Source organism: Kiloniella majae (assembly GCF_002118315.1).
In the GTDB taxonomy this organism is placed as follows: domain Bacteria; phylum Pseudomonadota; class Alphaproteobacteria; order Kiloniellales; family Kiloniellaceae; genus Kiloniella; species Kiloniella majae.
Genome location: NZ_MTSZ01000005.1, coordinates 212,828 through 237,932, shown reverse-complemented (window position 1 = coordinate 237,932; position 25,105 = coordinate 212,828). Strand labels below are relative to the sequence as shown.

Sequence of the window (25,105 nt, the reverse complement as noted above, 5' to 3'; positions counted from 1 at the left end):
TTGGCTTCTTGTCTTCTAGTGATGGAATAATGAAGGATTCTGTTAGTTACATATTCTCGAATGAGGACGGTAATGAGTAATATTATTGAGCCGCAAGAAGCCAGCGAGTGGTTGCTGGTTATGAAAGAGAATCCTGATGACAAAGTGCTTATATCTGAATTCACGCAATGGTATGAGCAAAAGCCGGAGCATGCAGAGGCCTGGAAGAAAGCTATCAAAGCTTATAAATTGATGGGGGCTATTACTCCCCGGTATGAGGATCAATGGGCGGAATCTCAAATCGTAGAGAAACAAGTGATAAATAACGTTGTTGCTTTCCGTCGATCCAAATTCAAAGTGATGTCTTTTATGGCCGTGGCAGCGTCAATTTTATTTGCCCTTGTTCTAAAATTTGAACCTCTTTCTGATTACGACTATGCAACGACGGCGGGTGAAATTCGACAGGTGACATTGGAGGATGGAAGTCAGGTTTATATGGGGCCTGAAAGCAAGCTGAAATTGAATTATTCCGAAAAGTCGCGGGATGTTCAACTCTTGGAAGGGCAGGCTTTTTTTGACGTTAGCCATAACCCGGAGAAATCCTTTCGAGTATTTTCTCTTGGCACAGAAATCTCTGTTCTGGGAACGGCGTTTGACGTCAATATAGTCGAAGATAATGTTGGCGTGATGGTGCAGGAAGGAACGGTTGCCGTTAAGCCGGATCCGAAGAGACCTGATACAGAAATCCTCAAGATTGGTGATCGTATTGATGTCGCAATATCTGGCGATTTTGTCCGGGGTCATATCTCTCCGAAACATATTTCAGCATGGCGTGACGGGCGTTTTATCGCAAATGACCACTCTGCTTTGGACGTTGTGAATGCGCTGGATCGACATTACAGCGGCATTGTTGTCATCGCAGATGAAGACCTGAAAAATCAACCTGTAACAGGTATGTATTTACTCTCAAAGCCAGTTACTGCTTTGAAGGCGCTTGCGCAATCCATTGGGGCCGAATCTTATCAAGTCACTCCTTGGTTTATTGTAATTTCAAATAGTTAGGAACTTTTTCTAAAAAAAGCTTCTTTTTTTGAAAATCCCCTTACCCCAATCCGTCTTTATATAGTTTTAAATGAGACGCATTCTTAATTGAGTGTGTTTCTTTGGGGTATAAGGGAAAAGTTTATGAGTAGGTTTCTGGGGTATCCGCGCAATAAAAGTATATTGCAAGGAATAGCATTTGCATTGGTAATGGGGGGCACATTTGCTTATGTGCCAACAGTTGCTGCGCAAAGTACAATTAGTGAAGAATATGACTTCGATATCCCATCACAGGATCTGGCAAACAGTTTAAGTACCTTTGGTATTCAATCCGGCCTACAGGTTTCTGCCCATGGTGACCTTGTTCGCGGCGTAAAGGCGAATGCCGTCAAAGGTCGAATGACAGCCCAGGATGCTTTAAATAAAATGATTGCCGGGTTGGATCTAAAGTATGAAGTCACTGCTGATGGTTCGGTTCTGGTTTCTTCCAGTAATGCTGAAGCGGATGAAGCAACACTATCACCAATCCTGATTACCGGCGTTTCAAACTCTGATCGTCATGCCGGTAGTGCTGACCGTGTTGATTCCAAATATATATCAAGCGTTGATCTTGCACGTCGAAATCCGACGACGGTTAAAGAGGTTTTTGCGGGTGAGGCGGCAGTTTCTGTAGGTGGTGGAATCCCCGTCACGCAGAAGGTATATGTCCGTGGTGTCGAAGAACATAACCTTGCCGTGACCATTGATGGCGCCCGCCAAAACAACAAGGTTTTTCACCACACAGGAAATAATCTAATTGATCCGAGCCTTCTTAAAGCTGTGCGTGTTGATCCAACAATTGCACCCGCAGATATCGGTCCAGGGGCTTTGGCCGGTGGGATCGTCTATGAAACTGTGGATGTTGATGATGTTCTGGAAGAGGGTGAAAGCTATGGTGGTTTTGTTACGGCAAGCTATGACACCAACAGTGAAACCTATACCAATGGTAATGCCTTGTTTGGGCGTGTTGGTGATTTTGAAGCGCTTGGTTTCTTCAAGTGGGGCAAGGGCGATGACTATGATGATGGTGATGGGAATCAAACGGTAGGAACGGGGACTAATTTAAGATCTTTTCTTGGTAAAGCTGGATACGAGCATGATGTTCACCGTTTTGAACTCTCGGGTGAACTTGTTGATGATGAATCGGATCGCCCTTTCCGTGCCAACCTTCAAAATCTGACAAACAAAAATGAATCAGCCGAGCGTGTATATGCCGTAAAGCGTTCAAACTTCGTATTTAATTATAACATGACCGAGACATCCGGTTGGATAGATCCGCGAATTACGCTTGGATATGGTGTGTCATCTGTTGAGGTACCGTCACCATTTGGAAGCGATGCAGCGACAACAAGCTTATCAGGAAAGTTCGAGAATGATTTTAACTTTGATGAAAATAATAAGATCACAGCTGGCATTGATTTTTATCATGATGTGAACAAATACAAAGATAATACAACCCCGTCTACTGATGAAAAGGCAACAAACGTAGGTATATTCGGTCAAGCACGAATAGAACCCTTGGAAAATCTACGCCTTTCTTTTGGTGCCCGTGGAGATACACAGTATTTCACGGGTTTGGACGGAACCAACTTTGATAATCAGGGCTTGAGCGGAAATGCATCTGTTGCTTATGAAGTGATCGAAGGTGTGACGTTGAAAGGCGGGTATTCCAATGTTTTTGGCGGTATAAGTCTTGCCGAGGCATATATCTATAACCCCGGGGCTTGGGATTATAATAGCAACGAAGTAAAGCCAACCCGATCACAAAACTATTCTCTTGGTTTTGAGACAGAATTTAGAGGATTCAGCTTTGATGCGAGCGTTTTTAGTAGTGATATTGAAAATGCGCGAAAAGCTTCATGGGGTGGAGGTCCTCATTTGAGGCATGACTTTGTTACACGTGGTTTTGAAATCGGCGCTGGTTATGATTGGACGGATGGTTTTGCTCATATTTCCTATTCTGATACAGGCATTAAAGTGGACGGAGATCCCTCTTTATCTGACTCGGATACGACGCAATATCTTGGCGCACCTTTGGGGCGTGTTATTGCCTTTGAGACAGCACATACCTTTAAAGACACAGGTCTTTCAGTTGGTGGAACCGTTGATGCCGCCTTGAAAAACAAAGATACGACCAAAGGAGGCGGAAATCCTCAAGACAGTTATGCCACCTTTGGACTCTATGCAGAATATAAACCGGAAGATTTTGAATTTCTGACCCTGCGTTTGGAAGGTAATAACATTAACGATGCATCCTATGCGGATCGCGCGTCCTATGGTCAGGAATTTTCCAACGTTGAGCCTGCATTAGAAGCAGGTCGGTCCTTCTTATTCTCTGTTCGAGCAGATTTTTAATTTAAATAATGAGCAGGAATGGTTCGGATACTGAAAGGTTCCGGGCCATTCTTAGTTCGAGGTCAAACTTATGAAACTCTTTATTACGATCCTTTTGTCTGTGTTTGTTGTCCAACAGGCTAGTGCGTCTTCTCTTGAAGTTATTGATTTAGCTGGGCGTAAAGTTTCTATTGAAGCTCCCGTCTCAAAATTTGTTGTCAGTGAAGGGCGGTATTTAACGGCACTTTCTATCTTGAGGCCGGAAAACCCGGTGCAGGGTGTTGTGGGTATGATGACAACACTGGGCTGGACCCACCCGGGACTGGATAAAAAGTTAAAAGCGAAATTTCCAGAGACAAAGGAAATACCAATATTTGGAAGCCGCAGTGCAGATAGTGTCTCTGTTGAAAAGATCATTGATCTGAAGCCTGAAGTCGCGATTTTTGGGCTAAGTGATCATGGCCCCAATGCTAAAAATCATGAGTTAATGAAACAGTTGGATGCTGCGGGGATTACCGTTGTTTTTATTGACTTCCGTCTTGATCCCCTGAATAACACAATTCCGTCCCTTCGCCTGTTAGGTCAAATCCTTGGTGAAGAGGAAAAGGCCGAACGTTATATCAATCACTATGAAAAACGTTTGGCGATGGTGCGTGAGCGGCTGGATAATATTGAAAATCGCCCGACTGTTTTCTTGCAAGTTCACGCAGGGCGAAGAGCTTGTTGCTGGGGAATGGCTGATGGGATGCTCGGCCCGTTTGTCGAAGTTGCAGGCGGCAAGAATATAGCTGATGCTGTGGCCCCGGGGCCGACAGCTCTTCATACAAATGAATTTCTCTTGGATGAAAACCCTGATGTCTGGATAGGGACAGCTTCTGGTACCTTAGGGGAGTTTAAATTGGGAAACTTGCCTGTCGCCGTTGGGCCTGGAATGACAGCAGAGATGGCCGCACAAAGTTTATCGAGCTATCTGACTGCGGATGAGTTCCAGGCAATGGACGCAGTGCGTACGAGCCGTGCCCATAGCTTTTGGCATAACTTTTATAACTCTCCGTTCAATATTGTTGTTCTGGAGGCTTTTGCAAAATGGATACACCCTGATCGCTTTCAAGATGTTGATCCTCAACAAAGCTTGATTGATATCTACGACCAATTTATGCCGTTCGGCGTTGATGGCGCATATTTTACGACCTATCGGCATGATGCAAACTAGTACTCTCGCGATTGAATTTTCACGACTGACCCGACGACGGGTCTTCATATTGTCGGGGCTGTTAGGCGCACTTGTTCTCAGTCTTTGGCTGGATATTCTTGCCGGACCGTCTGGCTTGAGTGCCGGACAGGTTATCGATGGCTTGATAAACCCTCAAAGCCTTGAGTTACGGTACAAGATCATTTTATGGGATGTACGATTACCAGATGCCTTGATTGCCATTGTGGTTGGTGCTGCACTAGGGCTTTCGGGGATAGAAACTCAAACGGTGCTGGATAATCCTTTGGCCAGCCCTTTTACGCTTGGTGTTTCTTCTGCGGCTGTTTTGGGTGCCAGTGTTGCTATTGTTCTGTTACCGTCAGTTCCTTTTGTTCCACCAGCGTTCATATTACCTGTGTTGGCTCTTCTAGGTGCATTGAGCTCGTCGTGTCTGATTCTGATTGTTGTTCGACTATCTGGAGGTGCACGTGAAACGGTTATTTTGTTCGGTATTGCTTTGGTGTTTTTATGCAATGCGATTGCTTCGGGTTTTCACTTGATCGCGGATGCTGATGCATTGCAACAGGTTGTGTTCTGGACAATTGGAAACCTTACCAAAGCCGGATGGCTTGAAGTTACTATTGTGACCTGCTGCTTCCTTGCCATATTTCCCTTTAGTATAAAGCATGTCTGGCTATTGACCTTGTTGCGAGGTGGGGAAGCGCACGCCAGAAGTACAGGTGTTGATGTCTCAAGACTTAGAACATGGGTGATTATCCGGTCTTCGATTCTGGCTGCCTTTGCCGTGTGTTTTGTCGGAACAATTGGTTTTATCGGCTTGGTCGGTCCACATATCGCGCGCCTTTTACTTGGTGAAGATCACCGGATGTTGGTTCCTGGTGCCGTTTTATGCAGTGCTCTGATCCTTTCTATTGCTTCTGGATTATCGAAAACACTGATTCCAGGTGTCATTATTCCTGTGGGGATTTTAACGGCTGTTGTTGGTGTTCCTCTATTCTTGTTTTTGCTGATACAAAGGCGAGGCAGGTCATCATGAGATTAAGTGTTAAAAATCTATCGGCATTTTACGGTAAAAAACAGATTCTGCATGACATAACATTCCCCGATGTGGATGGAGGAATGGTTGTTGGCCTGCTGGGACCAAATGCTTCTGGCAAATCAACCCTTATGAAATGCCTTTCCGGTGAGAAGAAATCAAAAGGTAATATCATTTTTGATGATGATAATTTGCAAGAGGTTGGGAGTAAAAAATGGCATGAAAAAGTTGCGACGATGCCTCAAACGCCACCAGCACCAACCGCCTTGACGCCAACAGAGTTAATGTGGAGTACAGCGCGCGCCCTTGCATTGCCTTATAGTGACAAAGAACTTTCCAGAAAAATCGAAAGCATTTTTAATGACCTGGGTTTAAGCGATTTTCAGCTAGATGCCTTACATACCTTATCCGGTGGAAAGCGTCAGCTGATAGGATTGGCGTTGGCTTTTATCCGTGATCCCGAGCTGTTGTTACTTGATGAACCTACGTCTGCGTTGGATTTACGTTGGCGAATGATCGTATTAGAGCTTGTCAAAAACAAAGTTCAGCAAGATGGTCGTGTATCAATTGCGGCTTTACATGACTTGGATTTAGCTGCTCGCTATTGCGATCTTTTAGTGTTGATGAAAAATGGGAAAGTTATTGCAAGTGGTCCATCGGAAGAAGTTTTAATTCCAGAGAATCTTGCTCGTGTTTATCACGTTGAAACTGAAATTGATTTATCAAAGCCCGGATATCCCCGTATTGATGTAGTTGGTGCGATATGAAGAATTTACCATTATTTTAGATATGTAACCTTTTATATTTAAAGCTGTGCTGAATAAGAAAACATTCAAAGTTATAAGGCACGAGCAAGGATAAGTGACTTGTCGTGCCTTATGATTGTTTGTAGCGTCTTTATACTTGCCCTATAGCAGCATGATCGCCTTTGATCTTCATTATTTCATGTTAAACACGACCGGAATACGCCGGCTCATCTGAGCGGCAGTGATGCTTGCAGGAAAAGGCGGGAACGGGGCAGATTTATTAATCATTTTGATTGCGGCTTTGTCTAGTAATGGAAAGCCTGAACTTTCAAGGATCTTGTAACTCTCGACTTTACCAGATGAAAAGAGCGTTAATTGTATCATGATTTCACCTTGCATTTGGCGTCTTTTTGCTTTGCGAGGATAACGCTTATTACGTGCAAGATGAATTTGTACAGCTTTCCAGTAATCGCCCGTTGCTTTTTGTCCTGCGCCACGATTGTTTGCTGTTTGATTGGTGTTGCCTGTGTTCTTGCTTTTATTCGGGTTAATGCCTTGTTGTCCGCTAGAATTATTGTCTTCGCTTTGGGCGCCGATATTGGTGGCGTCGATAGTTTCTTTACTTTTTCCCGTATTTGCTTTTTGGGTAGGAACAGGGATGTTTGTTACTTTTGGGAGAGGTTTTGAAATACTCTTTTTTTCAACAATTTTAACTGATTTTTGAACAGGCGGCTTAGGCTTTGCTTTAGGTTTTTGAACCGTTTCAATACTAGGAGCTGGTTGTACTATTGGCTCAGTGATCTCAGCAGGTTCAATGATTTCAGGTTGATCAATCTCTTGTTCGGGAATTATTTCTGGCTCAGGTATGATGACTGGTTCTGTCAGTTCCTGTGGCTCTTGTTCAGGCTGCGATATGATGGGGGATGGTTCAACAATTTCCGCTTCTTTAGTAACTTCAGGTTTTACTTCTTCTAGCTCTATCTCTTTTGGTAATTCTTGAATTTCTGGTGTGGTACGCGCTTCTGATTGATTTGTTGCTTCTGGGGTGTCTAGTTCTGAACTATTTTCTCCAAATGCTGAAGCTTCTGCGCTGGGGGCAGATGAAAGAGAAACAACAATACTGCCACCTTCGTTACCATCTTCAAAACCTGCGTGCTGTTTATGGCTCAGGATTAAGACGATCATAAGAATAATGCAAAGTGTTAGCAGGCCCAAAAGTGTGAGAAGCTTTTCTAAAAAGCCATTTCGTATAGTTAGCTCCACGATTGTACCTTTGCTTTAACGTACTGTTGCCAGTGCAACTTGTTTGATCTTCATCTCTTTCAAGAGCGAAAGAATCTTCACAACAGTCGTTGTATTCGTAGATTGGTCAGAGCGGATTGTAATGGGGTGGTTTGATAAAACGTCAGAACTTGTTTCAGACCGGGGCGTTCTGAGGTGTTCGTGTATAGATCTTTCAAACAGCTTTAGCGTAACCTCCTGCTCTTCGATCATAATGCGTCCATCAGCAGCAACGTGAATGACTAATGGTGTTTGCTGTTGTGCCGCGTCAACCTGTGCTTGTAATGGGGTTATGTTGTAGGGGAGGGTTTTCTGTAATGACCCGGCAATCATGAAGAATATAAGCAAAAGAAAGACAACATTAATCATGGGCAATGTGCTTTCTGTTAATTCTGATGAGCTATCGTCTTGCCTGATTTTCATGACTTTTGTTGATCCTGGAGAGTTAAGTCAATCAATCCAAATGCTTTTAATTCCTGAAGAAAATCTAGTGTATTTTGCATCCTTACACCGTCTTCAACCGCAATATAAACTTTGATGGTCTCCAGAGTAGTAGTTTTGGACATCAAAACTTTTTTAAGACCGCCTCGATCAATTTTTTTGCTCCCAAGTTTGATTGTTCCATCTCGTGAGAGGGATAACCGTATTGTTTCTTTCGGTGATTGTGATGAGGGTGATGAACTTGGTTTGGCGGCTTGTCCTTGAATAGGAAGTTCGCGCCAATCCAGAAAGCTTGAGGCGAGCATAAAAAAGATTAAGAGAATAAAAACAACATCAATCAACGGTGTCAGGCTGATCGTGGGTAATTTATCCGTACTTTCACCAGATAAGCGCATGATCGTTATTCGGCCGCAAAGTTAACTGCATCATTCATGGAACGTGCTTTGAGGGTGTGAATATGTAATCCGGTGAGAACCGCGGTTCCTGTTTCTTCCAATCTGCGGGTCGTTTTTTGAATGACACTGTTCAGCCAGATTTGTGCTGCCGTTGCTGGAATAGCAACAACAAGCCCGATTGCTGTGGTTAGAAGGGCGAGCCAAATACCCCCTGAGAGAATAGAGGGGTCAACTTGGTTACCTGCGGCTTCCATCTGCCGGAAGGCATCAATCATACCAAGAACGGTTCCGAGTAATCCCATCAAAGGGCTAAGTGCTGCAACAGCGCCAATATAACGAATACCGGATTTCAGACGCTCCAACACACCGAGTGAAAGTTGCTCCATTTCTATTTCAAGGTTTTTGTCATCAAGGCCAATTGTACGGGCACGATCTACACCCAGTGTGACAAGTTGAACAGCAGGGTGTCGTAAACTGTCTAACATATGAACAGCTTCTACGATTTCACCTTGTCGCAGCTTAACGCGTGCTTGTCTCAATACTTTTGTTTGCCAAAGACCAGAGCGCCAGAAGACAACTACCTTGTAAAAGATCACAACGGCTGCTGAAAGTGCCATGCCAGCTAGAACCCAGCCAACGGCGCCAGCTGCATCAATAACTTCTAGAAGAGACGTTAAAGCCTCTGTTTCTGTATCTTGAAGCATATTTTTCCAGTCCTTGCTTATCTTAAAAAAGGAATGCGACTCTAAATAATAGTGATACTCATTATCAGATAAAATTATTAAAGCAATGGAATTTCTTGTTTTCAGAGAATAGGGCGCAGTTTTGATATATTTATTTTTGTAAGGAAAATTATGTAATATATTGAAAAATAATATTTATATAAGGTTTGTATTGTTGCCTTGAAGTAACTCGGAGTTGAGATACAAAGTGCCGCGTAGTTAAAACTCAACCTGAGGGTGTTTGACATCTATGCGAAATGTTTTGTAATTGAAAGTCATTCGCAAAAATTATGTGTCGACGCTTCAGGTTAAAATTATGAGTTCTATTGCCCACCAACATGACCTGTTGCAGCTTTTTATGCTTCACCGTAAAGATCTGGTTGGCTACGCTAAGTCGATCGTCGGAGAGCGACATGTTGCAGAAGATGTGGTGCAAGATGCCTATTTTCGAGTAATTGGCGTCGAAAAGAGAAAACAGGGTACAATCCTGGAAGAACCGGTTGGGTATCTCTATCAAATTATACGAAACCTGTGTTTGGATACTTTGCGAAAAAAGACGCGTGAAAATTCTTATATGCAGGAAGAAGATTTATCATTGATCTCCTCTGATGTCGGGCAGATTTCCCCTGAACAACACGCAGGCGCACGCCAGGAGCTGATTGTTTTGCGTGCCGCGCTAAACGAACTTCCAGAGAGAACAAGACTTGCTTTTGAACTTCACCGTTTTTCAGGCTTGAAGCTGGTCGATATAGCTGACCGACTTGATGTTTCATTGGGGACGGCTCATGCCATGGTTTCAAGTGCCTTGGAGCATTGTAAAACAAGCTTAAAAAGACAAACTGAATAAGGGACTTTACGGTAAAATTGAAAAAACAACGTGCTACAGCGTTGTATCTATAAGGCAAAATCGCCAAGCAAACCAAGTGAGAGCATGACAAACGAATTACTGATCCCCAAAAGAGCCAGCGAATGGATTGTGTTACTTAATGATGATCCCGAGAACTTGACTTTACAGCAGGATTTTCAGCTGTGGCTCGAAAGTGATGTTAAACATCAAGAGGACTGGGAAGTGGTTTCACGTACTTGGCATTTGCTGGGGCATGTTGGACCAGCTTTGAGTGTACCTTCTGTCAGGTCGCAGAAATCGCATAAAATTCCTGAACCGGACTTGTTTCTTGATCAGGGTGTGGCGGAAAAGAGTTCTTCGTTTTCTTCGGTCTATTTACCCTTATCCGCTAAATCATGTTTAACCCGCGGTGTCGTCCATGTCACTGCTTTCATGATACTGTTTTTGGTCATAGGGTTTTCGGGACCTAAATTTAAATACCTCGGGGCTGACTACGTAAACAGTAACTCTGAAGCCCTTGTCTTGAATCTGGATGATGGTAGCCGGATTACTCTTGCACCAGAAACTGCACTTGATGTGGTATTTTCAAGGAAAGAAAGAAAGGTGACAATTGTATCAGGTGCAGCTTTTTTTGAGGTGAGCAAAGATACGACACGACCTTTTGTCGTTAACAAGAAGAATATCCAGACAAAAGTCCTGGGGACTGCATTTCTTGTTGATGAGCAAGAAGCGGGAATTCGTGTTGCTGTTACTGAAGGGCTCGTTCAAGTCAATCATATGCACCGGGGTTCTGTTTCGGTTCAACTGAGACCCGGAGAGCGCATCGAATTTTTAGATACCGAGGGCTATAAGCTTTCCAAAAGCCCTGTCGGTGATATCGCATCATGGCGAGAGGGTTACTTGAAAGTCCGGGATCAATCTCTCAACTCTGTTGTTAGTCAAATCGATCGCTTTTTTAACGGGCATATTTTTATTCAAGATGCTGACATTCGCGAGAGACGTTTGACGGGTGTTTTCAAACTGTCACAGCCGCGTAAAAGTCTTCGTGGAATTGCCAGTTTACACGGGCTTGAAGTGACTGAAATTTCACCCTGGATTATTATTTTATCAAAAAAATAAAAAATAATTGAAAAACGTGCTTTCTCTGTCGTTGTTCGGATATAGAGGTTGAAAATGCGACTTGTTCGCATTTAGGGTTTCGGCTCTGGATCTCAGCGAATAAAATTAGTGGAGACCGCTCGATGAGTGAGGTTCAAGAAATGCGCAAGGCTAAAGTCTTGCGTCGTTACGTAATGATGATGACAACGGCTTTGGCAACATCATTGATTACAATCAATAGCGGTTTTGCACAAACTGCCGATCATAAATCCGCTGATGAGACAGCACAGGTACAGCAACAAAATTTACGCTTTCAAATCGCGCCACAATCGTTGGCAGATTCAGTGTTGCTCTTTGGTCAACAAGCCAATGTTCAAATTTTGGCAGATGGTACGACATTGGAAAATTTAAGAACTTCTGGTGTGCATGGGGTTATGTCTCTTGAACGCGGACTTACTGTGTTGTTGGATGGAACGGGGCTGAACTACATTGTTGCTGATGATGGAACAGTAACAATCGGGCAATTTGACCTAGAGGCGAATCAAGAAAACAGCCGTTTGGCGCCGATTGTGATCGAAGCTGAAAGTGATGATACTCTTGTTCAGGATGGCTATGTTCCGCTGGTCAGTCAGATCGGTACTAAAAAAGATACGCCGCTGATTGAAGTGCCCCAGAATATTTCGGTTGTAACTGAACGGCAACTGGATGACCGAGCACCCAAAACCTTGAACGAGGCGCTTGCCTATACTCCGGGTATTGTAACCAGTGCCTTTGGATTTGATACTCGTTATGATTCATTCACCATTCGTGGTTTTGACGGGGTATACAACGGTGTATTTCGGGATGGTTTGCGCCAGTTCAGCGGGTCTTCGGCTGTGTATCGTGCTGAACCCTATGGTGTAGAAGGGGTTGAAATACTTAAAGGACCATCATCAACGCTTTATGGGGCCAGTTCATCCGGTGGTTTTGCCAACATTGTAACAAAACGTCCAACCAAAGATCGTTTGCGTGAGGTTGAATTCATTCTTGGTAATAATGAGCGTTTCCAAGGGAACTTTGATTTCTCTGATGCTATTGATGAAGACGAAACCCTCAAATACCGCCTGACTGGTGTTCTCAGGGACAGTGAGACGGACTTGCCGGGGTATAACGACAACCGTACCTATATTGCGCCGGTTATTGAATGGAAGCCTACAGAAGATACAAAGTTAACTGTTCTGACTGAATATATGGACTCCCAAACCGGGGGGACTGCTTTCTTTTTCAATGATGCTAATGGCATAACAGATCTTTATAGCGGTCATGAAGACTGGAACGATTTTGATCATGAACAGTATCGACTGGGCTACGAGTTCGAACATCGTTTCAACGATACTTTCACCTTCCGTCAAAATACTCGCTATGCGGATGTTGATATCAACCTGGAATATGCCTTTCGGCAGGGCGCTGATGGATCTATCCAGAATGCCGGACTGGCCGTGGAAGAGCAGAAAACATTTGTTATCGATAATCACTTGATAACATCTGTGGAAACCGGTGCTGTAAAGCATACAGTGGTTAGTGGGTTTGACTATGGCACGAATGAGTACGATCAACGCCAAGGCTTTGGTGCAATAGGCGGTGCTATCACAATGAACCCTGCACTTGATGTCGAACAAGAACAGGATCAAATCGGCGTTTATGTGCATGATTCTTTGGCTTGGGAAAAATGGCGTTTGAATGCAGGTGTTCGCTATGATTTCCTTGATGCGGAAACCAAAAACAACACTGGTACAATCAAACAGGACGAAGAAGAGTTGTCTTGGCAATTGGGATTGTCTTATGTCACCGATTTCGGTCTGGTGCCTTTTGCGAACTATTCGACATCCTTTACACCAAATGTAGGTAATCTGGTGAATGGTACTCCGGCGGCACCGACTGTTGGGGAACAGATGGAAGCAGGCTTAAAGTATGAATTTCTGAATGAAAATGCAGTCATTCAAGCTTCAGTCTTTCAGATTGATCAAGAAGACGGTGTTGTCTTTGATTCATCATCGGGTATTAATGTTCAAGTTCAGCAAGATATGCGCTCGCGGGGTTTTGAGCTGGAAGCCGTAGCGACCTTAATGGAAGGCCTTAGTCTTAATGCGGCCTATGCTTATACCGATGTTGAAATTAAAGCTGGCCCAACCGGGACCATAGGGAAACAGGTTTCAGGTATTCCTCTCCACACTGTCTCGACTTATGTGGACTATCAATTTCAAAACAGTACTTTCCGGGGACTGGGTATCTCTGGTGGGGTGCGTTATTTTGGTGAAAGCGAAGGGAACGATACAAACACCATTGAAAACAGTGAACGATATTTCTTTGATGCGGCCCTGCGTTATGACCTTGGGGAAATAAGTCATAAGCTTGAAGGGGCAGAGTTTAAGATTAACGCCAATAATCTTTTTGATAAAGACGGGCAAATCTGTGCCTCTGGAAGTTGTTATAAGGACGAGGGGCGAACTGTCCAGGCCAGCCTTCGTTATCGTTTCTGATGACATTGCATCAAACTGTCCTTTCTACAGAAAGACAGCCTGTTCTAACCAGTCGTGAGCTATCGTTCACGGCTGGTTCGGCGTCTATTCTCAAACCCGTTAGTCTCGACCTGCAGACTGGTGTTGTGTGTGGGCTTTTGGGGCATAATGGTTCTGGTAAATCAACGCTGGTTAAGCTTCTTGCACGTCAGATGGTACCAACCACTGGTACTTTACAGCTAAAGGATGTTGACTTCAGTTTATGGAAGCAAAAAGACTTTGCGCGTCATATTGCCTATCTGCCGCAGCATATGCCACCAGCACAAGGTCTCTTGGTTGAAGAACTCGTTTCTCATGGCCGCTATCCCTGGCACGGCGCATTTCGACGTTTTACTGATCTGGATCGACAAAAAGTTGATGAAGCTTTGAGGTTGACCAACACGGCTGTTTTACGTGATCGACAAGTCGATAATTTATCAGGTGGTGAGCGTCAGCGTGTCTGGATCGCAATGTTGATTGCCCAGGATGCAAAATGTCTGTTGCTCGATGAACCTATTTCAGCACTTGATGTATCCCATCAAGTAGAAGTTCTAAGCTTGATCCGCGATCTTGCTCACACAAAAAAGATTTCTGTTCTTATGGTGTTGCACGACATCAATATGGCGGGCCGTTTTTGTGATCGTCTTTTTGCATTACGTGATGGCGAGTTGATTGCGGATGGAACACCAAAGCATATTTTACAACGGGAAACGCTCGCAAATATTTTTGGCGTGGAAATGGGGGTTTTACCGCACCCTGAGGGTGAAGGGTTAATAACCTATGTTGCCTGATCATCAGATGCTGTTTGCCGAAAGCGGAACGAAATCACATCTGAGCCGACGAGGATTTCTGGGGCTGGGCGCGATGGGAGTGACTGCATCGCTCTTATCTTCTTTTACTACTGCTCATGCTGAGAAAGGAGAGAAAACGCCTCGTCGTATTGTGTGTCTTGATTATGGTTCGGCTACGACCCTTATAGAACTCGGCTTGCCGCCTGTTGGGGTGATTGCAGCGCAACGTTGGAACTATTGGGTTCGAGAGCCAAAGCTCCCAAATTCTGTTGCTGATATCGGTCAGGATCTGGTGATTAATTTGGAAGCTGTATCACGGTTGAAACCTGATCTTATTCTTATGACACCCTACACAACCAGTCATCAGCCTGTGTTGGAAAAAATTGCACCGATTGAAGTCATTCCTCTCTTTGATGGACAAAGTCAGCCTTTACCAGCTTCTCGTGAGATTACCAAAAATCTTGGTGTTTTACTTGGAATGGAAACGGAAGCGGAAAATTATCTCAAATCCTTTGAGACAAAACTGGTTGCTGCACGAGATTTAATAGCAAAAAGAAATTATCCCTCACTGACATTACTGAACTTTATGGATGCCCGCCATGCCCGTGTTTATGGTGCCAATAGCCTCTATCAAAATGTGATGGACGAAGTCGGTTTGATTAATGCATGGAGGGGTGAAACCAACTATTGGGGATTTCAGACAGTCGGGTTGGAACGCTTGGCTTCTGAAGCTACAGAGAATACTGAACTGGTCGTTTTTGAACCTTTGATGGATGACATTAAGCCGACATTGGAAAGAAGTCCGCTGTGGAAATATTTGCCTTCTGTACAGAATGACCGTTTTGTCATGTTACCGCCTGTAATGATGTTCGGCATGTTGCCATCTGCAGAGCGTTTTCTCTCTTTAATACTGTCACACCTGGAAAGTCATTATTCATGAGCGAAACCCAGCGCAATTATAACCCGGTTCTGTTCTTTATAATTACGGGCGTTGCTCTGCTTTTGTCCTGGTTGTTAATGGGACAGGATTTACAGGATATTCTGACTAATGGAGGCAATAAGGGGGAATACAACGTTCAGCAAATGTTGTTTCTTTTTTCTGCTTTACCCCGCTTGAGTGTCGCGATCCTCTCTGGACTGGCTCTTGGTTTTTCGGGTGCAATATTGCAACTGGCGCTGCGTAATCCATTGGCATCTCCAACAACGATGGGGGTATCTGCAGGGGCTTATTTAGCATTGGTCATTGCCGGATTGTTCTTCCCGGCGACGCTTGTTTATGGGCGCGAAGTTATTGCTCTCGTAGGGGCTGGCGTTGCGGCTGCTCTCGTATTTGGCCTTATGGCGCGCCGGGATTTTTCTCCCATTTCACTGGTTCTGACTGGGCTGATCGTTAGCCTCTATTTCGGTGCATTGGCCTCTTTGCTGGTGTTGCTGAATGACAGATATCTTGCCAGTTTGTTTATTTGGGGCGCAGGATCACTATCTCAGCAAAGTTGGGATGTCGCGAATGTACTTTGGCCCCAACTTCTGGTGTTGTTTGGCTTGTCCATGATTATGGTACGGCCTTTTTCTCTTTTGGTTCTGGGCGATGGTAGCGCGTCATCACTGGGTGTTTCACCGGGAATGATCAGGTTTTTTGCCGTGTCAATTGCTATTGCGATGGCTGCTTTTGTCACTAGCGCTGTTGGGGTTATTGGTTTCATCGGACTGGTTGCCCCAATGATTGCTAGGCTTTGCGGGGCGCGCAAAGTCTTGTCCCAGTTAATATGGAGTGCGTTGATTGGTGCGGCTTTATTGTGGATGACGGATGCTGTTATTCAGATTTTAGCAGGTCGTCTACGCGAATTTGTGCCCACAGGTGCTGTGACCGCGCTTTTAGGATCTCCGCTTTTATTATTCCTGATCCCCAGAATGAAGTTTGAAACGGTGGTGCAAACAAACGAGGCACCGCTAGTTTGGCGGCAAACAGCGGGACTAAAGGTACTTTTTGTTATGTTGGCGATCTCAATTTGTATTGTGATCGTGGCTGTCACCTTTGGACGGGATACAGATTTCGGATGGGCTTTCGATCTGTCGGGGAGCTGGAAAGATGTTTATCAGTGGCGTGTGCCACGTGTTATTGCAGCGTTTGGCGCTGGTATTATGTTGGCCTTGGCCGGGATGATTCTCCAGCGTTTGACGGGGAACATTATGGCAAGCCCGGAAGTCCTGGGGATTAATGCCGGGGCGATGATGGGCATTGGTGTATGTATCTATCTTGTTGTTGGCGTCGGCCCGGAAACCTTGGCAATAGGTGCTCTTTTGGGGGCAAGTATTGTCCTTGCAGCGTTGTTTGCTTTTGGAAAAAAGAGCGGGTTTCAGCCAGAACGCATGATTTTGATTGGTGTTGCTCTGGGGGCTTTAATCGACGCTTTGATCGGTGCTTTGGCTGCCACAGGGGATCTGCGCTCGGTTCATTTGCTTCGCATTATGGCGGGATCTACCTATGGAGTTAGTCTGGAAGCAGCCTGTGGGGCTTTCTTGCTTGGATGCACTCTTATGCTGCCTCTTTTGTTCGGGGCACGCGCGTTGGATGTCTTAAATTTTGGCGAGAAGGTATCTCTTTCACTTGGTGTTAACGTGCGGAGATCCCGCTTTGTCCTTTTTGCGATGGCATCCTGTTTAACAGCCGGGGCGACCGTTCTTGTCGGCCCCCTCAGTTTTGTGGGGTTAATGGCGCCACATATCGCTAGAGCACTCGGGCTGCATCAAGCTCGTTTGCAGATGGCTGTTGCTTGCTTGGCGGGGGGATCTTTGATGGTGGTTGCCGATTGGATTGGTCGTGTCAGTGACTATCCCTATGAAATGCCTGCCGGATTACTTTCGGCGCTTGTCGGAACACCTTTGTTATTGATTTTGATGAGTCGTCAGAATGCCTTTGCTCGAAGCAGTAATGCATAACGTATATTTCACTTAATTTTAAACTCTAAATTATAAAAGGCGATCCATGTTTCAGTCTTCCCTAAGCCTTCCTTTTCATAATGCAGATCAACATCTTGAAGCACAGGTTCGGCATATTGAACAACACGAACTAGAGGCAGAGAAACATGACGATAATAGTTTCTCCATAAGAAGCGAATATGGCTTGCTGAGGCTTTCAGCAACTCAAGATCAAATGAACTTGATTATCGAGACCGAAAGAGACGACGGGCTTGATGTTATGCGTGATTTTGTTGCTGATTACCTTGTGGGGCACATGCCTAGCCTTAAACTATCGGATCTTGTCTGGAGTGGTCATAACATTGTCGAGGGAACGCCGGCTAACTTTCGAACAGTGGCTGTTGTTAAAAGGACAATTTTAAATGAGGGAATGTTACGCTTGACCTTAGCGGGGAATGACCTCAGCCTTTTTGAGGAAGGTGGCCTGCATTTTCGACTTTTGCTTCCTAAAAACCCAAATAGAACACCTGTATGGCCCATTCGCCTTACATCGGGAAAGGTACAATTTCCCGAAGGAGATGATGAACTGTATAACCGCGTTTATACCGCGCGTTATGTCAGAACTGAGTTGGGAGAACTGGATTTTGATCTGGTGCGCCACAAAGGTGGTGTTGCTGCCGACTGGGCTGAAAGCGTTGCAGAAGGAGCTATTGTTGGCATTATGGGGCCAGGTGGGGGTGGTTATATTAATAATGGCTGGTTGTTAATGGGGGGCGATGAAACTGCTCTGCCGGCTATTTCCCGTATTCTGGAGCAATGTTCATCGGACGTAAAGGGACAGGTTTATCTGTCCGTCAGAAAGTCTGATTATCAGGCTGATCTTCAAAAACCTGATGGTATAGAGGTTTTTTGGTTACCGGATAATGACAGCAATCAGCTTGCGTCTTCAATTATTGAAACTGTTTTACCGGATAATGAAGACATATATGTCTGGTTTGGCGGTGAACAAAAAGATGCTCGGGCAATACGCAAAGTATTGAAATCTGACTGGAAATTAAAGCCTGATCAATTCTATTGTGCAGCTTATTGGCAAAACGATATAAGAAGTGAAGCCGAATAAAAGCATTCTCGGTGCTTGCGTTTGTGGGTACTTTTTAAAATCACAATAAGTTGGAATATACAACCTCTATATACGCATTTTAAAGACTACACCATAAATCGTATTCCATTGTAATAGCTGTGTTTTTTGAATTGTTATATAAATTTATAAATATTTAATTAAAGATAGTTAAGTGGATCTTACTGTTTTGTAAGACTAGCAGGTGAAATAGGGCCATACTTGGTCTCTACTTTTTTTTGGGGAGTAGTTAAACCAAAATTCTTCCGTACGCGTTTGAATAACTCGAACTCCTTCTGGCATGTTTTGTGTTGGTATTTTTCCCTCTGCACAGGCTATTGACATGAATTTATCTAACCCGTCGTCATCCAGCCACGAGTCGCAGTAAATGATATTTTCTTTCACCGCGATTGTTTTCTTGCTTTTGGTTTCCAGAAAAATCGGGACACTTCTTTCCAAGCTTTCAGTGTAGGCAATCACAGATCCGCCATTGGATAATTCCAGAGGAGAATCTGGTCTTAAGCTTTCCACGTAAGATACTTTAACATCAATGTTTGGGAGTGAGGGAGGCAAAGGGGGCGTGATGTTAAAATCTTTATCACGGGCTCCTGTCCTCGGACCATAAATGATAAGAGAGTTTAGCTGCCCAAGTTCTTTTTTAAGTGATGAAGGGGTGAATTCCTTGGGGCACTCTTTGGCCATAAATAGTATTTGATGCCAATCAGATTAGTCCTTGATGGACGAATCAAAAGTGGCCCAGCCGAGTACTATAACTTTCGCTGTCTTTTAATCCGTTATTTTTAAAGGCCATCTGACGGTGGCAGAAATATGTTTCGCAAATAGATATCCGCACTGTATTGAGAGGTAATAGGAAGCAACCACGTGTTTTGATTTTGCTACATCTGATAGTCGATTCGGCTCAGGATCTTCTAGTCATGCTTAATCCTTTTACGGTGTGGAAAGTTCAACGTTCAACCCAACTCAAACATCGAGAAATTCCACTAATAAAATGATAATCTATTGAAGAATATCCCTGAGTGGATTTTTTGCAACAGGGCCCTTCTTTTATTTCAGCGAAAAATCGTGTTCACAACGTGAATCATTCTTGCGATTTGAGAGAAAGTACGTTAGAAGTTGGCTGTTCTCGACTCGGGCAATAAATATGGAAACTTCTCCATGGCTAACTCAAAGGGAATTCAAGGTGGTGTAAAGCTAACAGACCAAGCAACGCTTGGGCTGCTTTCTGAGCTTGAAGGTAATGAACATGTAACCCAACGTAGCCTTTCTGTTCGCGTTGGTGTCGCGCTAGGCCTTACTAACAGCTTGATAAAGCGCTGTGTTCGCAAAGGTTTGATCAAGGTTGCTCAGGCGTCGGCGAAACGTTATTCATATTATGTTACGCCCAAGGGATTTCGTGAGAAAAGTCGTTTGGTTGCTGAGTATCTCTCAACATCTTTGTTATTTTACCGTGAGGCTAAGGATCAATACGGAGGCTTATTCGCTTCCCTGAAGGCGTGTGGCATTGAGAGTGTTGTTTTATGCGGGGCAGATGAACTGACGGAAATAGCCATTCTGGCCGCCCATGAACAGAATGTCGAAATTCAGTTTACTGTGCATCAAGGCAGTAATTATGAACAATGTTGTGGTTATCCGGTCTACAACAACCTTGAGATATTGCTTGATGAAAGAGTCGAAGCGATCATCATTACCAGTATTGAAAACCCGCAGGATGTTTATGACCGCCTGCTAGATTTATTGCCCAAATCAATTATCCATGATGTTCCCTTATTGCATATATCTCACAGCAAATTAACGGAGCTGGATAATGGATAGTGGGGGGAAATGGTATGTTGTTCGCACTCAAACGTTGGCCGAAAGCCGTGCAACGGCGCATTTGAATAATCAGGGGTTTGAAGTGTACCTACCGCGCTACTGCAAGCAACGCCGTCATGCCCGTAAGGTTGATACTGTTCTACGGCCGTTGTTTCCCGGATATATATTTGTAAAGATTGATACGCAAACCCAACAATGGCGCTCCATCAACGGAACCGTTGGGGTGATCTCCATTGTTCAGTTTGGTATGGAGTTGCTGTCGATTGATGAAGCGATAATCGCTAACCTTCGCAAACGCGAAGATGAAACAGGGGGGGTCAGCTTAGTCATAAGTGGCTTGAAAAAAGGCGACAAAATACGGGTCAATGAGGGGCCGTTCGAAGACTATACAGGGCTACTGGAAGAAACCGACGACAAGAATAGGGCGATACTGCTTCTTGATTTAATGGGCCGGAAGGTGCGCGTGACCGCACCGTTGGAAAATTTGACTGCCGCGTAAATTTTTTTACGGTGTCTTTAAAATTAGCGCACGGAGGTGTTTTCACCCTGTGTGCGGTAGCTTGTCTGCAGTAAATCAAATTTTTTAAATCTACTATCCATGCCTAGAGTCGTGACGAGACCATGCTTCAGTATATCGAGTAACATACTCACAATTCTACCGGCATCAACCGATAGTGGTTTAATCCCCCTGCCAACAGGATTATAGATAGCCATAATGGTTGTTGCTCTATAAGGACACTGGAAGCATGAAAAAGATCAATGAGTTTTTGCCCCACGGCTTTATTTTAAAAGCCCTGCTAACCATAACCGCCATGAACATTTCCTTTGCCATACCGTCAGCCCTTGGAGCCATGGGAACGTTTCATCTGGCCAAGACCTAGACTTTGGTATCAGCCAGCATCACGCAGGAAGCCACTTTAGCCTTACGCTGATCTTCAAAGGTTTGAAGATCAGCGTAAGGCAGAAACCTTCACTGTCAGTCTAAATTTAGTGAAAGTATTTTTTTAATGACAATAGTAAACATAACCATGCTGGTTAGCTTTGCATTTTTCTTAGGGGCTGGGCAAATCCTTCTCAAGAAGGGGGTTTATCTCGCCCAATCTAATGCACAGGCACAATCTGTTTCGTCAGGAATTTTTCACTTTGGGCTTCAACTGATACAGACGTGGCAGTTCTGGGGAGCCATTTTATTATGTGGTTCTCTCGTTTTGCTTTGGGCATGGATGTTGACCATTATTCCTTTATCCAAGGCGTACCCATTTGTTGTTTTGGCGTTTGTTTTTGCAGCGATTATGGAACACTTTTTTTTCGGCACACCTGTAACTTTTAAATTCTTTATTGGTTGTGGGTTCATCGCTGCCGGGCTAATTTTTATTCTCCAGAGTTAAGTTTTAAAGGATTAACCATGCCAGTTTCCCTTGCTATAAATGGGGGCACCCCCGTCCGTGAAACAATGCTTCGGTATGGCGCGCAGAGCATAGATGCTGATGATTGGAAAGCTGTAGAGAATGTTTTGCGCAGTGATTGGTTAACGACAGGTCCGGCCGTCGCAGAATTTGAACAGGCATTATGCGACTTCACAGGTGCGAAGTATGCCGTGGCTGTCAACACTGGAACGGCTGCACTACATGCATCGTGTAGTATTACGCAAGTCTCTGAGGGTGATGAAGTTATTGTTCCGGCGATCTCTTTTGTGGCCAGCGCCAATTGTGCTGTTTATCAAGGTGCTAAGCCCGTGTTTGCCGACCTGGAGCGAGATACACTGAATATTGACTCGGTCGATGTTGCACGCAAGATTACGAATAAAACAAAAGCTATTGTGGTCGTCGATTTTGCGGGTCATCCATGTGATCATGATGCCCTGAATGATCTCTCGAAACATTATGGTATTCCGATTATTCATGACGCGGCGCATTCGCTCGGTGCCATGTATAAAGGCAAATCCATCGGGAAATTGTATAATTACACCAATCTGAGTTTTCATCCTGTTAAGCATATTACGACGGGTGAAGGCGGGGCCATTCTGACTAACGATGAGGAATTGGCAAAGAAACTCCGTTCCTTCCGCCACCATGGCATTGATCTGGACCTTCATTCCAGAGAAATCAGGAACTCTTGGGAGTATGATGTCACTTCGCTTGGATTTAACTATCGAATCCCAGACATTAATTGTGCCTTGGGAACCAGCCAGTTAAAAAAGCAATTCGGCTGGCTTGCTGCGCGCCGCTCAATTGCAGCGTCCTATAATGCTGCATTTTCAGAGCTACCCATGGTTGAAGCGCCGCAAGAGAGAGAAGGCTGTCAGTCGGCCTGGCATCTCTATGTAGTGCGACTGAACCTGAGAGCAATGTCCGTTTCGAAAGAAGAAATTTTCTCGGCACTTCGGGCTGAAAACATCGGTGTGAATGTTCACTATATTCCTATTCCCTGGTTGAGTTATTACAAAAAACTAGGGTATGAGCGAGGCCAATGGTCTGTTGCGGAAAGTGAGTATGAGCGTGTATTGAGCTTGCCAATGTACCCGACAATGACTGCGCAAGACGTTTCCGATACAGTTGAGGCGCTCTACAAGGTGTGGGCAGCTTATCGGCTGTAATGGTAGCACTAGGGAATTATGACAAACGTTCGTATTAATGACATTTCTGTTCGCATCGCCGGTCCAGATGACATGGCCGATATTTTAGTATGGCGGAACGATCCATATGTGCGTTCGATGTCTATTGATACAGGGATTATTGAGCCAGCGTCCCATCGTCATTGGTATAATAAATTGCTCCTCGATAGCAATCGATTGCTTCTTATCTACATGCTTGGTAGTTCCAAAGTTGGCATGATCCGATTTGATGCCGACATCTCACAAAATTGGGATATTAGCATAACCGTGGCTCCTGACTTTCGTGGAAGTGGGGTTGGGAGCAAGCTGCTCGGTCTGGGAATTGCATTTTTAAAAGAAACCAGATCAGTGAACCTGATTAATGCGCAGGTTAAGACAGGAAACGAGCCAAGTACAAAATTGTTTAGCAAATATGGTTTTATAGAGATATCCAGATCCAATGCCGTAATAAATTTAACGCTAGAACCGAGTTGAAATACAAAATGTCAAAAACATCTATAGGTAGTTATTTTACCAATTTTAAATCCCTCGCCAAGGGCGGCCTAGGTTATTTGGCCTATATCTCAATTATGCCCCCATCTCTTTCTGCCTTTATTCATAAAAAAAGAGGCGTGAAAATTGATGATTATAAAAGTGTTTATATTGCTGCTAATGTATTGATTGATACAAACTTTCCGGAAGAAATTACGATTGGTAACGATGTATACATAACGCGCGGGGCTAAAATTATTGCTCATACATCCTATACGCCGCCGGTTCAGAGAATCGTGAAAAGAGAATATACCCTTGGAAAAGTTATAATTGAAGACGGTGCCTATATTGGCGTTAATGCGGTTGTCTTGCCCTCTGTATGTATCGGTAAGTGCGTGATAATCGGTGCGGGCGCAGTCGTAACCAAAGATGTTCCAGCATATGCTATAGCCGTTGGTGTCCCTGCGCGGATCGTCGGCGATGTGCGTGAGTTAGATATTGATGCGGCATTAACGCCAGAAAGGCCCGCTGATACATGACAGACATTTCCTCCAAAATATTGATTATTGTTCCTTCTCATAATGAAGAAGCCAATTTACCTGGATTGCTGGATGAAATTTTTAAGACTGGAGCTGATGTCGTGGTGATCAACGATGCATCCTCCGATAATACCGAACAGGTGGCTCGCGATAAAGGAATTCAGGTACTATCCCTACCGGTCAATCTTGGCATTGGCGGCGGAGTTCAAACGGGTTTCATGTACGCCGTTCGCAATAATTACGATATTGCAGTACAACTTGATGGTGATGGCCAGCACGATCCATCCTTGTTGGCAAAAGTTACTGCACCTGTTATTAGCGGAGAAGTAGATTGCGTTATTGGTTCCAGGTATCTGCCATCCGATAAGGATGAAAACTATAAAACACCTGTTTTAAGGCGGTTGGGAATGCATTTTTCGACGGGCATTCTGAAGCTAGCCTCAGGGCTTGTCATACACGATACCACATCGGGCTATCGTGCCCTGAACAGGGGTGCTCTGGAGTACTTTGTGAAGTGTTATCCAACGGATCATCCCGAGGCTGAAGCCTTGTTAATGCTGCAGCAGGCTGGCTTCAGAATTAGGGAGGTCGGCATTAAAATGCGCACCAGAAATAATGGAGAATCCCTGTTTACATTCTGGAAAGCGGCCTTTTATCCATTGCGGGTGATCATAGGGTTTATAGGTGTTTTTTCACATCCTTGGCAGGGAAATAAAAAATGATCGATTTTTTCTCTGATGTACAAAATCTCGGGTTGAGTATGTTGACTGCATTGTTTGCTTTCACACTCTGGTTATTGCGTACCAACCGATTGGATGCACACATTACAGTCCGCTGGCTGTTTGTTGAGTTGATTGCAATTGCCTTGCTGGCAATGTGGAAATGGCTGCCTGTATTCGGCTATACATCAGGGTTAGCAGATAGGGAATTAATCCTGATTTTAGTCATCGGTGCATTTGTTTTTGCAGCAATTTTGATTTTGGATATCTTGGTTCTGCTATCCAAGCAGGCTCGGCAAATCAAGACGCTTGCGCAGGAACTCGCTTTGTTGCGTCAGCGAACGGATGTAGTCGAAGACTATAGGATGAGTAAATAGGATGCTGATCAGGAAA

26 protein-coding genes are annotated in these 25,105 nt (G+C 44.4%); 21 read left to right on the top strand and 5 right to left on the bottom strand.

From position 1 onward, the window contains the following. The first annotated feature begins 72 nt into the window (after nt 1-72). The 5 genes from BKB51_RS15630 to BKB51_RS15610 all read left to right on the top strand — a co-directional run bounded on the left by BKB51_RS15630 (nt 73) and on the right by BKB51_RS15610 (nt 6,409). The gene (locus tag BKB51_RS15630; RefSeq protein WP_158090253.1) at nt 73-1,041 is read left to right on the top strand and encodes a FecR family protein; all 969 of its coding nucleotides are present in this window, start codon (nt 73-75) and stop codon (nt 1,039-1,041) included. A 123-nt stretch (nt 1,042-1,164) separates the two neighbouring features. Next, on the top strand, nt 1,165-3,414 hold the full coding sequence (locus BKB51_RS15625; protein ID WP_085902043.1) for a TonB-dependent receptor: 2,250 nt from the start codon (nt 1,165-1,167) through the stop codon (nt 3,412-3,414). A 70-nt stretch (nt 3,415-3,484) separates the two neighbouring features. Further along, the gene (locus tag BKB51_RS15620) at nt 3,485-4,606 is read left to right on the top strand and encodes an ABC transporter substrate-binding protein (RefSeq protein ID WP_085902042.1); all 1,122 of its coding nucleotides are present in this window, start codon (nt 3,485-3,487) and stop codon (nt 4,604-4,606) included. Then, a complete protein-coding gene (locus BKB51_RS15615; RefSeq protein WP_245813288.1) occupies nt 4,593-5,642 on the top strand; it encodes a FecCD family ABC transporter permease in 1,050 nt (349 codons plus the stop codon). Before BKB51_RS15620 ends, BKB51_RS15615 begins: the two co-directional genes overlap by 14 nt. Beyond that, a complete protein-coding gene (locus tag BKB51_RS15610) occupies nt 5,639-6,409 on the top strand; it encodes an ABC transporter ATP-binding protein (RefSeq protein ID WP_198946764.1) in 771 nt (256 codons plus the stop codon). Before BKB51_RS15615 ends, BKB51_RS15610 begins: the two co-directional genes overlap by 4 nt. A gap of 171 nt (nt 6,410-6,580) precedes the next feature. On the opposite strand, the gene BKB51_RS15605 is transcribed toward BKB51_RS15610, so the two are convergent. From BKB51_RS15605 to BKB51_RS15590, 4 genes are all read right to left on the bottom strand, one after another. Then, nucleotides 6,581-7,573: an energy transducer TonB gene (locus BKB51_RS15605; RefSeq protein WP_125911856.1), complete on the bottom strand. Its 993-nt coding sequence runs from the start codon at nt 7,571-7,573 to the stop codon at nt 6,581-6,583. A gap of 93 nt (nt 7,574-7,666) precedes the next feature. Beyond that, the gene (locus BKB51_RS15600; RefSeq protein WP_085902040.1) at nt 7,667-8,092 is read right to left on the bottom strand and encodes an ExbD/TolR family protein; all 426 of its coding nucleotides are present in this window, start codon (nt 8,090-8,092) and stop codon (nt 7,667-7,669) included. After that, the gene (locus tag BKB51_RS15595; protein ID WP_085902039.1) at nt 8,089-8,505 is read right to left on the bottom strand and encodes an ExbD/TolR family protein; all 417 of its coding nucleotides are present in this window, start codon (nt 8,503-8,505) and stop codon (nt 8,089-8,091) included. The genes BKB51_RS15600 and BKB51_RS15595 overlap by 4 nt, the downstream gene beginning before the upstream one ends. 5 nt (nt 8,506-8,510) lie before the next feature. Next, nucleotides 8,511-9,209, bottom strand: coding sequence for a MotA/TolQ/ExbB proton channel family protein (locus tag BKB51_RS15590; RefSeq protein WP_085902038.1), 699 nt, complete (start codon nt 9,207-9,209; stop codon nt 8,511-8,513). A gap of 334 nt (nt 9,210-9,543) precedes the next feature. Here BKB51_RS15590 and BKB51_RS15585 point away from each other — a divergent pair, with 334 nt between their 5' ends. The 7 genes from BKB51_RS15585 to BKB51_RS15555 all read left to right on the top strand — a co-directional run bounded on the left by BKB51_RS15585 (nt 9,544) and on the right by BKB51_RS15555 (nt 18,539). Then, nucleotides 9,544-10,074 (top strand): sigma-70 family RNA polymerase sigma factor, encoded by a 531-nt coding sequence (locus BKB51_RS15585; protein ID WP_085902037.1) that lies wholly within the window; start codon nt 9,544-9,546, stop codon nt 10,072-10,074. An 84-nt stretch (nt 10,075-10,158) separates the two neighbouring features. Then, nucleotides 10,159-11,193, top strand: a complete 1,035-nt coding sequence (locus BKB51_RS15580; protein ID WP_085902036.1) for a FecR family protein — start codon at nt 10,159-10,161, stop codon at nt 11,191-11,193. A gap of 122 nt (nt 11,194-11,315) precedes the next feature. After that, nucleotides 11,316-13,691, top strand: a complete 2,376-nt coding sequence (locus tag BKB51_RS15575; RefSeq protein WP_198946763.1) for a TonB-dependent siderophore receptor — start codon at nt 11,316-11,318, stop codon at nt 13,689-13,691. After that, entirely contained in the window at nt 13,691-14,500 is an 810-nt protein-coding gene (locus BKB51_RS15570; protein WP_085902035.1) for an ABC transporter ATP-binding protein, read from the top strand. Before BKB51_RS15575 ends, BKB51_RS15570 begins: the two co-directional genes overlap by 1 nt. Next, nucleotides 14,490-15,440 carry an ABC transporter substrate-binding protein gene (locus BKB51_RS15565; RefSeq protein WP_198946762.1) on the top strand — a complete coding sequence of 317 codons (951 nt, stop codon included), beginning with the start codon at nt 14,490-14,492 and terminating at the stop codon, nt 15,438-15,440. Before BKB51_RS15570 ends, BKB51_RS15565 begins: the two co-directional genes overlap by 11 nt. Continuing rightward, nucleotides 15,437-17,440 carry a Fe(3+)-hydroxamate ABC transporter permease FhuB gene (gene fhuB / locus BKB51_RS15560; RefSeq protein ID WP_085902034.1) on the top strand — a complete coding sequence of 668 codons (2,004 nt, stop codon included), beginning with the start codon at nt 15,437-15,439 and terminating at the stop codon, nt 17,438-17,440. The genes BKB51_RS15565 and fhuB overlap by 4 nt, the downstream gene beginning before the upstream one ends. 46 nt (nt 17,441-17,486) lie before the next feature. Next, on the top strand, nt 17,487-18,539 hold the full coding sequence (locus BKB51_RS15555; RefSeq protein ID WP_085902033.1) for a siderophore-interacting protein: 1,053 nt from the start codon (nt 17,487-17,489) through the stop codon (nt 18,537-18,539). Between the two features lie 195 nt (nt 18,540-18,734). Here BKB51_RS15555 and BKB51_RS15550 read toward each other — a convergent pair whose 3' ends face one another. After that, the gene (locus tag BKB51_RS15550) at nt 18,735-19,238 is read right to left on the bottom strand and encodes a hypothetical protein (RefSeq protein WP_085902032.1); all 504 of its coding nucleotides are present in this window, start codon (nt 19,236-19,238) and stop codon (nt 18,735-18,737) included. A 474-nt stretch (nt 19,239-19,712) separates the two neighbouring features. Here BKB51_RS15550 and BKB51_RS15545 point away from each other — a divergent pair, with 474 nt between their 5' ends. The 9 genes from BKB51_RS15545 to BKB51_RS15510 all read left to right on the top strand — a co-directional run bounded on the left by BKB51_RS15545 (nt 19,713) and on the right by BKB51_RS15510 (nt 25,089). Then, nucleotides 19,713-20,369 carry a winged helix-turn-helix transcriptional regulator gene (locus BKB51_RS15545; protein ID WP_085902031.1) on the top strand — a complete coding sequence of 219 codons (657 nt, stop codon included), beginning with the start codon at nt 19,713-19,715 and terminating at the stop codon, nt 20,367-20,369. Beyond that, entirely contained in the window at nt 20,362-20,868 is a 507-nt protein-coding gene (gene nusG, locus BKB51_RS15540; RefSeq protein ID WP_085902030.1) for a transcription termination/antitermination protein NusG, read from the top strand. Before BKB51_RS15545 ends, nusG begins: the two co-directional genes overlap by 8 nt. A gap of 247 nt (nt 20,869-21,115) precedes the next feature. Next, nucleotides 21,116-21,250, top strand: a complete 135-nt coding sequence (locus BKB51_RS21265; RefSeq protein WP_276327923.1) for a hypothetical protein — start codon at nt 21,116-21,118, stop codon at nt 21,248-21,250. 126 nt (nt 21,251-21,376) lie between these two features. Continuing rightward, on the top strand, nt 21,377-21,757 hold the full coding sequence (locus tag BKB51_RS15535) for a DMT family transporter (protein ID WP_125911855.1): 381 nt from the start codon (nt 21,377-21,379) through the stop codon (nt 21,755-21,757). A 17-nt stretch (nt 21,758-21,774) separates the two neighbouring features. Then, nucleotides 21,775-22,965 carry a UDP-4-amino-4,6-dideoxy-N-acetyl-beta-L-altrosamine transaminase gene (gene pseC, locus BKB51_RS15530; protein ID WP_085902028.1) on the top strand — a complete coding sequence of 397 codons (1,191 nt, stop codon included), beginning with the start codon at nt 21,775-21,777 and terminating at the stop codon, nt 22,963-22,965. A gap of 18 nt (nt 22,966-22,983) precedes the next feature. Continuing rightward, nucleotides 22,984-23,457 (top strand): GNAT family N-acetyltransferase, encoded by a 474-nt coding sequence (locus BKB51_RS15525; protein WP_085902027.1) that lies wholly within the window; start codon nt 22,984-22,986, stop codon nt 23,455-23,457. An 8-nt stretch (nt 23,458-23,465) separates the two neighbouring features. Beyond that, nucleotides 23,466-23,993, top strand: coding sequence for an acyltransferase (locus tag BKB51_RS15520; protein WP_158090252.1), 528 nt, complete (start codon nt 23,466-23,468; stop codon nt 23,991-23,993). Beyond that, nucleotides 23,990-24,715: a glycosyltransferase family 2 protein gene (locus BKB51_RS15515; RefSeq protein WP_085902026.1), complete on the top strand. Its 726-nt coding sequence runs from the start codon at nt 23,990-23,992 to the stop codon at nt 24,713-24,715. Before BKB51_RS15520 ends, BKB51_RS15515 begins: the two co-directional genes overlap by 4 nt. Beyond that, the gene (locus BKB51_RS15510; RefSeq protein ID WP_085902025.1) at nt 24,712-25,089 is read left to right on the top strand and encodes a DUF2304 family protein; all 378 of its coding nucleotides are present in this window, start codon (nt 24,712-24,714) and stop codon (nt 25,087-25,089) included. Before BKB51_RS15515 ends, BKB51_RS15510 begins: the two co-directional genes overlap by 4 nt. Nucleotides 25,090-25,105 lie beyond the last annotated feature (16 nt).

Coding starts and splice junctions, on each gene's coding strand:
- BKB51_RS15610 (WP_198946764.1), top strand. CDS start 5,639: ATGAGATTAAGTGTTAAAAATCTATCGGCATTTTACGGTAAAAAACAG.
- BKB51_RS15545 (WP_085902031.1), top strand. CDS start 19,713: ATGGCTAACTCAAAGGGAATTCAAGGTGGTGTAAAGCTAACAGACCAA.
- BKB51_RS15520 (WP_158090252.1), top strand. CDS start 23,466: ATGTCAAAAACATCTATAGGTAGTTATTTTACCAATTTTAAATCCCTC.
- BKB51_RS21265 (WP_276327923.1), top strand. CDS start 21,116: ATGAAAAAGATCAATGAGTTTTTGCCCCACGGCTTTATTTTAAAAGCC.
- BKB51_RS15510 (WP_085902025.1), top strand. CDS start 24,712: ATGATCGATTTTTTCTCTGATGTACAAAATCTCGGGTTGAGTATGTTG.
- BKB51_RS15615 (WP_245813288.1), top strand. CDS start 4,593: ATGATGCAAACTAGTACTCTCGCGATTGAATTTTCACGACTGACCCGA.
- BKB51_RS15575 (WP_198946763.1), top strand. CDS start 11,316: ATGAGTGAGGTTCAAGAAATGCGCAAGGCTAAAGTCTTGCGTCGTTAC.
- BKB51_RS15525 (WP_085902027.1), top strand. CDS start 22,984: ATGACAAACGTTCGTATTAATGACATTTCTGTTCGCATCGCCGGTCCA.
- BKB51_RS15565 (WP_198946762.1), top strand. CDS start 14,490: ATGTTGCCTGATCATCAGATGCTGTTTGCCGAAAGCGGAACGAAATCA.
- BKB51_RS15580 (WP_085902036.1), top strand. CDS start 10,159: ATGACAAACGAATTACTGATCCCCAAAAGAGCCAGCGAATGGATTGTG.
- BKB51_RS15620 (WP_085902042.1), top strand. CDS start 3,485: ATGAAACTCTTTATTACGATCCTTTTGTCTGTGTTTGTTGTCCAACAG.
- BKB51_RS15585 (WP_085902037.1), top strand. CDS start 9,544: ATGAGTTCTATTGCCCACCAACATGACCTGTTGCAGCTTTTTATGCTT.
- pseC (WP_085902028.1), top strand. CDS start 21,775: ATGCCAGTTTCCCTTGCTATAAATGGGGGCACCCCCGTCCGTGAAACA.
- BKB51_RS15550 (WP_085902032.1), bottom strand. CDS start 19,238: ATGGCCAAAGAGTGCCCCAAGGAATTCACCCCTTCATCACTTAAAAAA.
- BKB51_RS15515 (WP_085902026.1), top strand. CDS start 23,990: ATGACAGACATTTCCTCCAAAATATTGATTATTGTTCCTTCTCATAAT.
- BKB51_RS15570 (WP_085902035.1), top strand. CDS start 13,691: ATGACATTGCATCAAACTGTCCTTTCTACAGAAAGACAGCCTGTTCTA.
- BKB51_RS15590 (WP_085902038.1), bottom strand. CDS start 9,209: ATGCTTCAAGATACAGAAACAGAGGCTTTAACGTCTCTTCTAGAAGTT.
- fhuB (WP_085902034.1), top strand. CDS start 15,437: ATGAGCGAAACCCAGCGCAATTATAACCCGGTTCTGTTCTTTATAATT.
- BKB51_RS15555 (WP_085902033.1), top strand. CDS start 17,487: ATGTTTCAGTCTTCCCTAAGCCTTCCTTTTCATAATGCAGATCAACAT.
- BKB51_RS15595 (WP_085902039.1), bottom strand. CDS start 8,505: ATGCGCTTATCTGGTGAAAGTACGGATAAATTACCCACGATCAGCCTG.
- BKB51_RS15630 (WP_158090253.1), top strand. CDS start 73: ATGAGTAATATTATTGAGCCGCAAGAAGCCAGCGAGTGGTTGCTGGTT.
- BKB51_RS15625 (WP_085902043.1), top strand. CDS start 1,165: ATGAGTAGGTTTCTGGGGTATCCGCGCAATAAAAGTATATTGCAAGGA.
- BKB51_RS15605 (WP_125911856.1), bottom strand. CDS start 7,573: ATGATCGTCTTAATCCTGAGCCATAAACAGCACGCAGGTTTTGAAGAT.
- BKB51_RS15535 (WP_125911855.1), top strand. CDS start 21,377: ATGACAATAGTAAACATAACCATGCTGGTTAGCTTTGCATTTTTCTTA.
- BKB51_RS15600 (WP_085902040.1), bottom strand. CDS start 8,092: ATGAAAATCAGGCAAGACGATAGCTCATCAGAATTAACAGAAAGCACA.
- nusG (WP_085902030.1), top strand. CDS start 20,362: ATGGATAGTGGGGGGAAATGGTATGTTGTTCGCACTCAAACGTTGGCC.